Origin of the sequence: Streptomyces sp. (assembly GCF_036566765.1) — a bacterium.
Lineage (GTDB): Bacteria > Actinomycetota > Actinomycetes > Streptomycetales > Streptomycetaceae > Streptomyces.
On sequence record NZ_DATCVQ010000071.1, the window covers coordinates 1 to 9,150 of the forward strand.

A 9,150-nucleotide genomic window follows, 5' to 3' on the forward strand; every position below is an offset into this window, starting at 1 on the left:
GTAACCGGGTGTGCCCGCCTGCGGATAGCCGTAGGGAGGCGTCCCCGATCGTCCGTCGGGCCCCCACTGGTACTCCCCGTCCGCATAAGGGTTCGGCTCGCTCATCAATCCCCGCTCTCCTGGGCCGCCAACGCTGCCTCAGATCCTGGCACATGAGCACCGCGCACGCGGAAGGCCCCGACTCCTCGGGGGAGTCGGGGCCTTCCCTGTGCGAGCGGACGCGGCGCGCGGCCGCGTCAGCGGGTCAGAAGCGACGCGTGATCAGCGCGCGCTTGACCTCCTGGATCGCCTTCGTGACCTCGATGCCACGCGGGCAGGCGTCCGTGCAGTTGAACGTCGTGCGGCAACGCCACACGCCGTCCTTGTCGTTCAGGATCTCCAGGCGCTGCTCGCCCGCCTCGTCACGCGAGTCGAAGATGAAGCGGTGCGCGTTGACGATCGCGGCCGGACCGAAGTACTGGCCGTCGTTCCAGAAGACCGGGCAGGACGACGTGCACGCGGCGCACAGGATGCACTTGGTGGTGTCGTCGAAGCGCTCGCGGTCCTCGGCGGACTGCAGGCGCTCGCGGGTCGGCTCGTTCCCCTTGGTGACCAGGAACGGCATGACGTCCCGGTACGCCTGGAAGAACGGCTCCATGTCGACCACGAGGTCCTTCATCACCGTGAGGCCCTTGATGGCCTCGACCGTGATCGGCTTCTCGGGGTTGATGTCCTTGATCAGCGTCTTGCAGGCGAGCCTGTTCTTGCCATTGATCCGCATCGCGTCCGAGCCGCAGATGCCGTGCGCGCACGAGCGGCGGAAGGTCAGCGTGCCGTCGACGTCCCACTTGATCTTGTGAAGGGCGTCGAGCACGCGCTCCTTCGGGTCGATCTCGATCTGGAAGTCCTCCCAGACCGACGCGTCCGACACCTCGGGGTTGAAGCGGCGGATGCGCATGGTGACCGTGATGTACGGGGAGGCGGCGGACTCCGCCTCGACCTTGTCCAGTACGGGGGTAGCCATCAGTACTTACGCTCCATCGGCTGGTAGCGGGTCTGGACGACCGGCTTGTAGTCGAGACGGACGGTCTCGGAGCCGTCCTCGCCGACCTCGCGGTACGCCATGGTGTGGCGCATGAAGTTGACGTCGTCGCGGTTCGGGTAGTCCTCGCGGTAGTGACCGCCGCGGGACTCCTTGCGCGCCAGGGCCGAGACGGCCATGACCTCGGCCAGCTCGAGCAGGTTGCCCAGCTCGACGGCCTCCAGGAGGTCCGTGTTGAAGCGCTTGCCCTTGTCCTGGATGGACACGTTCTCGTAGCGCTCGCGCAGCTCGGCGATCTTCTCGACGGCCGTCTTGATCGTCTGCTCGGTGCGGAACACCATCACGTTGGCGTCCATCGTCTCCTGGAGCTCACGACGGATGTCGGCCACCCGCTCGTTGCCCGTGGAGTTGCGCAGCTTCTCGATCTGCGCGACGACCAGGGACTCCGGGTTCTCCGGAAGCTCGACGAAGTCGTGCTTGGCGGAGTACTCGGCGGCGGCGATGCCCGAGCGCTTGCCGAAGACGTTGATGTCGAGCAGCGAGTTGGTGCCCAGACGGTTGGCGCCGTGCACGGAGACGCAGGCGACCTCGCCGGCCGCGTACAGACCCGGGACGACGGTGGTGTTGTCGCTGAGGACCTCACCCTCGACGTTGGTCGGGATGCCGCCCATGGCGTAGTGCGCGGTGGGCTGGATCGGGATCGGGTCCGTGTACGGCTCGATGCCGAGGTACGTACGGGCGAACTCGGTGATGTCCGGGAGCTTGGCGTCGAGCTGCTCCGGCGGAAGGTGCGTCAGGTCCAGGTAGACGTGGTCGCCCTCGGGACCGCAGCCGCGGCCCTCGCGGATCTCCGTGTAGATGGAGCGGGAGACGACGTCACGGGACGCGAGGTCCTTCATGACCGGCGCGTACTTCTCCATGAAGCGCTCGCCGTCCTTGTTGCGGAGGATGCCGCCCTCACCGCGGGCGCCCTCCGTCAGCAGGATGCCCATGCGCCAGATGCCCGTCGGGTGGAACTGGAAGAACTCCATGTCCTCCAGCGGCAGACCGCGGCGGTAGCAGGCCGCCTGGCCGTCACCCGTCAGCGTGTGCGCGTTGGAGGTCACCTTGAAGAACTTGCCCGTGCCGCCGGAGGCGTAGATCACGGCCTTGGCCTGGAAGATGTGGATCTCGCCGGTGGCCAGCTCGTACGCGACCACGCCGGCGGACTTCTTGACGCCGTCGACCTCGACGATGAGCTGGTCCAGGACGTAGAACTCGTTGAAGAACTCCACGCCCTCCTTGACGCAGTTCTGGTACAGCGTCTGGAGGATCATGTGGCCGGTGCGGTCCGCGGCGTAGCAGGACCGGCGGACCGGGGCCTCGCCGTGGTTGCGCGAGTGACCGCCGAAGCGGCGCTGGTCGATGGTGCCGTTCGGGGTCCGGTTGAACGGCAGGCCCATCTTCTCCAGGTCGAGGACGGCGTCGATGGCCTCCTTCGCCAGGATCTCAGCGGCGTCCTGGTCGACCAGGTAGTCACCGCCCTTGACCGTGTCGAAGGTGTGCCACTCCCAGTTGTCCTCCTCCACGTTCGCCAGCGCGGCGGCCATGCCGCCCTGCGCGGCGCCCGTGTGGGAGCGGGTGGGGTAGAGCTTTGTCAGCACGGCGGTGCGGCTGCGCTTCGTCGCCTCGATGGCGGCGCGCATGCCGGCGCCACCGGCGCCGACGATGACGGTGTCGTACTTGTGGATCTTCATGACGTGGTTTACCTCAGCCCCGTGCCTAGCGGATGTTCGGGTCGAAGGTGAAGATCACCAGCGTGCCCAGAAGGATGGTGAACACCGTGGCGGTGTACAGCAGGCCCTTGAGCCACAGGCGCGTGTTCGGCCGCTCCGCGTAGTCGTTGACGACGGTACGCAGGCCGTTGGCGCCGTGCAGCATGGCGAGCCACAGCATCAGCAGGTCCCAGGTCTGCCAGAACGGGGACGCCCAGCGGCCGGCCACGAAGGCGAAGCCGATCTTGGAGACGCCGCCGTCCAGGAAGAGCTGGATCAGCAGGTGACCGAGGACCAGCACGACGAGGACGACGCCGGACAGGCGCATGAAGAGCCATGCGGCCATCTCGAAGTTGCCGCGGGTCGCGCGCGGGGTCTTGCCGGTGCGCTTGCGGGGGGCCTCGATGTACGGGGCCGGGTTGTCCACGTCGTAGGCCTCTGCGCCCTCGACGGGACCGATCGCGGAAGTGGTGTCAGCAGACATGTCTGAGGTCAGCTCCCGAACAGTTCACGTGCGGCGTGGCCGAGGACGGGGTACAGCGAGCCCGCCATCAGCACGACCCAAATGCCCACGACGGTCCAGAGCATCTGCTTCTGGTAGCGCGGGCCCTTGGACCAGAAGTCCACGGCGATGACCCGGAGGCCGTTGAGCGCGTGGAAGAGAATCGCGGCCACCAGGCCGTACTCGAGGAGTGCGACGATCGGCGTCTTGTAGGTCGCGACGACCTCGTCGTACGCCTCGGGCGAGACGCGGACGAGCGCGGTGTCCAGCACGTGTACGAACAGGAAGAAGAAGATGAGGACGCCGGTGACTCGATGAGCCACCCAGGACCACATTCCTTCCCGGCCGCGGTACAGCGTTCCAGCCGGCACGGAATTACCCTCCGGGAGCGGGGATTAGAGCCGGCCGCCAGCTTCTACCACGTGTGACAGCTCTGTCGGTCTGGCCCGGCCGGGTACGGTCCACCGGCCCCGGTCATCGTAGCGACGACTTGTCGGTTCGCTCGCGCGGGGTCCATAGGTGTGATCAAACAGGCACGTACGGTCTATCGATCAGCCCCGGATCGCCCATATTCCGGGCGACCTCACGCGTCTGCGACCGAACGGGTGAGCCGGGAGCGCGCCAGCCGACGGAGCTCGTCGGCGGCCACCGCCCGCTCCTCGTCCCTTTCGTTGCCGAGACGTGACCGGATGCCGGCGAGGACCTGGTCGAGCCGCTCGTCGGGCCGCACTCCGGCCAGGCTGATCACGAACGCGTGTCCGAAGGTGCTCTCGTACGCGGCGTGGGCGGCGCGCAGCGCGGTCTGCGCGGCGGCCGGGGCGCTCGGGGCCGGCGCGGCGGAGGACTCGCGGGCCAGGGCCTCGTCGAGGTCGGAGGCGGCGAGGTCGTAGCTGGCCTCGTCGGCGGCGGCGAGCAGCGCGTCGAGCGTGGGGTACGGCCGGTGGGCGGCGATCCGCTCGGCCCAGCGGCGGCTGCCGCAGCAGGCGAGCAGCGTGGTCTCGGCGTTGGGACGCGGGGCGGAGTTGAAGCCGGCGAGGCCGCCGGGGTGCCGGGCGCTGCCGTGCTGGGCAGGTATGGCGGGCGAGGCGGGGTTCGTGGAGCGGGCGGCGTGGGTGTCGCTGGTCAGCGTGAGCTCCGACGCGGGAAGGGTGAGGTGGATGTGGCGTCACGCTATCGAGGGGTCCAAGGACCTGTCCGACGGATGCGCGAATTTCACCCGGAAGGGAGGGTTTCGGAAACCGGGATGGACGAATGGCGGGCTGATATCGAGCGGATTACGCGAGTTGGGTGACTTGCCCCGAATGGCCGGTAAGAGCCATTCGGGGGAGGATGCCGAGTGATGCGCCCTCTCATAAGCGGTCTCGTACGCGGCCGGCGGCCCGGCCCGGTTCTGGTGGCTGCCGCGGTGGCGACGGCCGTGACGGCCTGTTCGAACGGTGCGCAGGGGTCCGGCGGCGGCGGGACGCCCACGCCGAGCGCCTCCTCCGCGTCGGCCCCGGTCACCAGCGCCGCCCCGTCCCCCAAGCCCTCGCCGACCCGGACGTACCCGCTCTCCGTCGCGCCCCGCACCATCCCCGCCGTCCAGTCGCACCAGCCCGCCCGCGGCCCCGGCTGGCGGCCGGGCCCGGACGCCGGGATCGTCGTCCCGGCCGGCAGCGAGGCGCTCACCGACGAGGCGAAGCTGCTCGCCGACGAGCTGAAGATCGCCTTCCGGGGCGCCGCGGCCGCCGGGCCCGGCGACATCGAGCTCGCGCTCGGCGGCAGCGGCGCGCCCGAGTCGTACACCCTCACCGCCGCCGACGGCCGGGTGCGGATCACCGGGCCGGACGAGGCCGGTGTCTTCTACGGCACCCGCACGGTCAAGCAGGCGGTGCGGTCCGGCGGGGCGGTGCCCGAGGGCGTGATCCGCGACCGGCCCGCGAAGCCGCAGCGCGGCCTCCAGGTCGACATCGCCCGCAAGTACTTCACGGCGGGCTGGATCGAGGACCGGCTGCGCGAGATGGCGGACCTGAAGCTCAACCAGTTCGAGCTGCACTTCGCCGACGACCAGGGGTTCCGGATCGCCTCGGACAGCCACCCGGAGATCGTCTCTGACGCGCACCTCACCAAGGCCGAGGTGCGCCGCATCATCGAGCTCGCGCGGAGCCTGCACATCACCGTCGTGCCGGAGGTCGACTCCCCCGGACACCTCGGAGCGGTCCTGAGAGCCCACCCCGACCTGCAGCTGCGCAACGTGCAGGGTGTGCCGCGGCAGGGCGCGATCGACATCTCGAAGCCCGAGTCGGCCCGGATCGTCGACGAGCTGCTGCGCGAGTACGCGGCGCTGTTCCCCGGCGGCTGGTTCCACGTCGGCGCCGACGAGTACCAGGCGCTGACGGTGCGGAACCCGGCCGCCTCGTACCCGCAGCTGGCGAGCGCGGCGACCCGGAAGTACGGCCCCGGGGCCGGCGTGCAGGACCTGGCCGAGGGCTGGCTGAACGACCGGGCGGCGGTGGTGCGCGGCGCCGGCAAGACGGCGAAGGCGTGGAACGACGGCTTCTTCCGGGGCGGGAAGGTGACCGCGGACCGGCGCATCGAGGTCGAGTACTGGACCGGCAAGGAGATCGGGGCGCGGCCGCCGGCGGAGTACCTGGCGGAGGGTCGCAAGGTGGTGAACCTCAACGACTCGTACCTCTACTACGTGTTGGGCGAGCCGAACCAGTTCACCTATCCCACCGGCCGCCGCATATACGAGCAGTGGACTCCGAGGGTCCTGCGCGGCACGACCGCGGTCCCGTCCCGCTACGACGCCCAGATCCTCGGCGGCCGCTTCGCCGTCTGGTGCGACCTCGCCAACTCCCAGACCCAGTCCCAGGTGGCGGCCGGCATCCGCCTGCCCCTGACGGCGACGGCCCAGAAACTCTGGGACGCCCGGCCGCCGGCCCTGAGCTGGGAGCGGTTCAGAGCGCTGGCGGGGCAGGTGCGGTGAGCCCGTGTGCCGCGCGCTGCCGACCTCTAGGCAGGGGCATACGCCAGTGGCATGATTTCGGCCGCACAGTGACGAAATCACGCCAGTCGGCGCAGTAGGAGGAAGTACTGCGTCCGCGACGGGAGGCGTCCCATGACGTCGGCAACGAGCCGAAGCCTGCTGGAAATGATCGCCGTGGCCGACGAGCGGACTCTTGCCGCCGCCGGGCTCGCATGCCTGGACCGCTGCCTGCCGCTGCTCGACCCCGAGGCCGCGGACGTGTTGCGGCCCGCGTGGGCCGCCGTGGCGCGCGCGGGCGGTGGGGTGGCCTGGGGCGAGGCGGTCGCCAAGGCCGGGGTCGAACTCGACGGCGCGGACGGGCCGTACGCCGCGGACGTGCGCGCGATGCTCGGGGACGCCCCCGCCGACTGGGCCGCCGAGCCGCTGCGCGCCTGGGCCGACGCCTGCTCGGCCACCGCGCTCGTCCTGCACGCCGGGTTCGACGCGGGGGAGGAGTCCGAGCGCCCCGCCCTCGTGGAGCGCTGCCGCTCCGGCGAGCCCGCGGGCGCGGGGCCGCTGCTGGCCGGCGAGCTCCGCCGCCAGCAGGCCGTCCTCGACTCCGCGGCGCACGGCCCGACCGGCCTGCGCCGTGCCCGGGACCTGTCGACGGAGGGCCGCCGCGTCCTCAAGGCCGTGGTCTCGCGCCGGGCGCGTACGAGCTGACGAGTAAGACGGAGGGGCCCGCCGTTCGGCGGGCCCCTCCGTCGTACCGTCAGTCCTTCTCGGTCTTCATGACTGACGCGGCCATCGAGGCCACCGCCTCGCCGATCTGGGTCTCCGCCTCCGCCTTGTCCAGGCCGAGACCTGACAGCACGCCCTTGCCGTCCTCGTGCTCCAGGAGCGCGAGCAGGATGTGCTCCGTGCCGACGTGGTTGTGCCCGAGGCGCAGTGCCTCGCGGAAGGTCAGCTCCAGGACCTTCTTCGCGTCCGCGTCGAACGGGATCAGCGCCGGGATCTTCGCTGCGGCCGGCGGCAGCGTCGGCGTCACCGCGTCCCGTACCGCCTCCGCCGTCACGCCCCGCGTGCCCAGCCAGTTCATGGCGAGCGACGCGGGCTGGGAGAGCAGGCCGAGGGTCAGGTGGCCGAGCGCCGTCACGTCGTTGCCTGCCGTCCGGGCCTCCTCCTGCGCGGCCACGACCACGCTCCGGGCGCGCGGGGTGAACCGGCTGAACCCGGCGCTCGAGTCCATCTGCGCGGCATCCGGCTCCTTCGGCACGAAGCGCTTCTGGGCGGCCTGCCGGGTGACGCCCATGCTGCGGCCGATGTCCGACCAGGACGCGCCGGAGCGTCGTGCCTGGTCGACGAAGTGGCCGATGAGGTGGTCGGCCAGGTCGCCGAGGTGGTCGGCCGCGAGGACCGCGTCGGAGAGCTGGTCGAGGGTGTCGGGGTGGACCTTCTTGATCGCCTCGATGAGGTCGTCGAGACGTACCGGGATGTTCGTTCCGCCAGGATTCGTCATGGAGGCAACCTTAGGTTGACGCCCGCGATGTGTCAACCGATGGTTGACACCCGCCCGTTCCAGATGTGATCACGGACACGTTCGACGGGCGTGACGATCTTGCGCGGCACGGCGCTTGGTGAGGCGTGGATGAAGATTCTGTGAGCTTGCCGACGGCGGACGGAATGCGGCCCTACGTCACGCGCTTCGTCGCGGGACTGACCCGGCGCAACCGCCTGCCGCTCGACTACTCCGTGGCCAGCCTGCGCCTCGTGGACCTGGTCGTGGACGGGCTCCGGCGCGACCGGCCGGAGCGGGTGCGGGTCGACGCGATCCTGCGCGGGCTCGGCGCGTACACCGGCGAGGTGATCGTGCGCCGGGCCGGCGGCCTCTGGGTGGACTTCGACGACGCGCAGCGCGGGTACTTCGGGCAGCCGGTGGGCGTCCGGATGCCGGACGGCCGGGCGTGGAACCCGCTCGGGAAGGTGGTCAACCGGTTCGAGAACGGTCCGGAGGACTCCGTCGAGCGGTTCTTTCTGCTGCTCCACGGGCGCATCCGCACACCTGTGCGCTGTCTGTGACGTTTTCTCACCCGCGCTGTGACGTTTCTGTGAGCGGGGGCGCTGATCGACTGGGGCGCGTGCGCGCGCCCACGGGGGCATGGGCACGATGACCGGTGCCGAGTCGGTACGAAGTAGGGAAGTGTGGGGGCGTACGACGCGGAGCTGGGTGTCGCCGTCGAGCGGGCCCAGGGCGGGGACGAGGACGCCTTTGCCCGGGCGTACCGGATCGTGCATCCGGGACTGCTGGGCTACGTACGGGGACTGGTCGGGGAGGACGCCGAGGACGTGGCCTCCGAGGCCTGGCTGGAGATCGCCCGGGACCTGGGACGGTTCCGCGGCGACGGGGCCGGGTTCCGGGGGTGGACGGCCACGATCGCCCGCCACCGGGCGCTGGACCATCTGCGCAAGCAGCGGCGCCGGCCCCGTACGGCATTGCTGGAGCAGGACGTGCTGGAACTGCCCGGCGCGCACGACACCGCGGCGGCGGCGCTTGAGACGCTGTCGACGGGGCAGGCGCTCGCCCTGATCCGTGCCCTGCCGCGGGAGCAGGCCGAGGCCGTGCTCCTGCGCGTGGTCGTCGGCCTCGACGGCCCGGCGGCGGCACGGGTCCTGGGCAAGCGCCCGGGCGCGGTCCGCACCGCGGGGCACCGGGGACTGAGGAAACTGGCCGGGCTGCTGGCCGCCGAGCAGCCGCAGGGGCAGAAGGACGGGACATGACACGCCAGCGGGACCCCCGGGACAATCCGGCGGGCGCCGAGCCGTTCGCGGAGCCGGCCGCCGAGCCGTTCTCCACGCCGTTCGCCGACGCGCTGCGGGGCGCGCTGCACGCCAGGAGCGACGGCGGCCGGCCGTCCGGCGAGCCCGC

General features: G+C 70.8%; 10 protein-coding genes. 4 read left to right on the forward strand and 6 right to left on the reverse strand.

Annotation, left to right across the window (positions count from 1 at the left end):
- Nucleotides 1-244 precede the first annotated feature (244 nt).
- The 5 genes from VIU94_RS03940 to VIU94_RS03960 form a co-directional block, all read right to left on the reverse strand.
- Nucleotides 245-1,003, reverse strand: a complete 759-nt coding sequence (locus VIU94_RS03940; RefSeq protein ID WP_331907562.1) for a succinate dehydrogenase iron-sulfur subunit — start codon at nt 1,001-1,003, stop codon at nt 245-247.
- The gene (gene sdhA / locus VIU94_RS03945) at nt 1,003-2,757 is read right to left on the reverse strand and encodes a succinate dehydrogenase flavoprotein subunit (protein WP_331907564.1); all 1,755 of its coding nucleotides are present in this window, start codon (nt 2,755-2,757) and stop codon (nt 1,003-1,005) included. Before sdhA ends, VIU94_RS03940 begins: the two co-directional genes overlap by 1 nt.
- A gap of 25 nt (nt 2,758-2,782) precedes the next feature.
- Nucleotides 2,783-3,259 (reverse strand): succinate dehydrogenase hydrophobic membrane anchor subunit, encoded by a 477-nt coding sequence (locus tag VIU94_RS03950; RefSeq protein ID WP_331907566.1) that lies wholly within the window; start codon nt 3,257-3,259, stop codon nt 2,783-2,785.
- Between the two features lie 8 nt (nt 3,260-3,267).
- Nucleotides 3,268-3,648 (reverse strand): succinate dehydrogenase, cytochrome b556 subunit, encoded by a 381-nt coding sequence (gene sdhC / locus VIU94_RS03955; RefSeq protein WP_015035721.1) that lies wholly within the window; start codon nt 3,646-3,648, stop codon nt 3,268-3,270.
- Nucleotides 3,649-3,860: 212 nt separating this feature from the next.
- Nucleotides 3,861-4,436: a 2-oxo-4-hydroxy-4-carboxy-5-ureidoimidazoline decarboxylase gene (locus VIU94_RS03960; RefSeq protein ID WP_414720881.1), complete on the reverse strand. Its 576-nt coding sequence runs from the start codon at nt 4,434-4,436 to the stop codon at nt 3,861-3,863.
- A gap of 180 nt (nt 4,437-4,616) precedes the next feature.
- On the opposite strand from VIU94_RS03960, the gene VIU94_RS03965 reads away from it, so the two are divergent.
- Nucleotides 4,617-6,245, forward strand: a complete 1,629-nt coding sequence (locus VIU94_RS03965; RefSeq protein ID WP_331907568.1) for a beta-N-acetylhexosaminidase — start codon at nt 4,617-4,619, stop codon at nt 6,243-6,245.
- Nucleotides 6,246-6,377: 132 nt separating this feature from the next.
- Complete coding sequence (locus tag VIU94_RS03970; protein WP_331907570.1) at nt 6,378-6,947, forward strand: hypothetical protein; 570 nt, start codon at nt 6,378-6,380, stop codon at nt 6,945-6,947.
- A gap of 49 nt (nt 6,948-6,996) precedes the next feature.
- Here the strand turns inward: VIU94_RS03970 and VIU94_RS03975 are convergent, their stop codons facing one another.
- Nucleotides 6,997-7,743: a Clp protease N-terminal domain-containing protein gene (locus VIU94_RS03975; RefSeq protein WP_331907572.1), complete on the reverse strand. Its 747-nt coding sequence runs from the start codon at nt 7,741-7,743 to the stop codon at nt 6,997-6,999.
- Nucleotides 7,744-7,907: 164 nt separating this feature from the next.
- Between VIU94_RS03975 and VIU94_RS03980 the strand changes: the two genes are divergently transcribed.
- Both VIU94_RS03980 and VIU94_RS03985 read left to right on the forward strand, forming a co-directional pair.
- A complete protein-coding gene (locus tag VIU94_RS03980) occupies nt 7,908-8,303 on the forward strand; it encodes a hypothetical protein (RefSeq protein ID WP_331907578.1) in 396 nt (131 codons plus the stop codon).
- A gap of 123 nt (nt 8,304-8,426) precedes the next feature.
- On the forward strand, nt 8,427-9,002 hold the full coding sequence (locus VIU94_RS03985) for an RNA polymerase sigma factor (RefSeq protein ID WP_331907574.1): 576 nt from the start codon (nt 8,427-8,429) through the stop codon (nt 9,000-9,002).
- Nucleotides 9,003-9,150 lie beyond the last annotated feature (148 nt).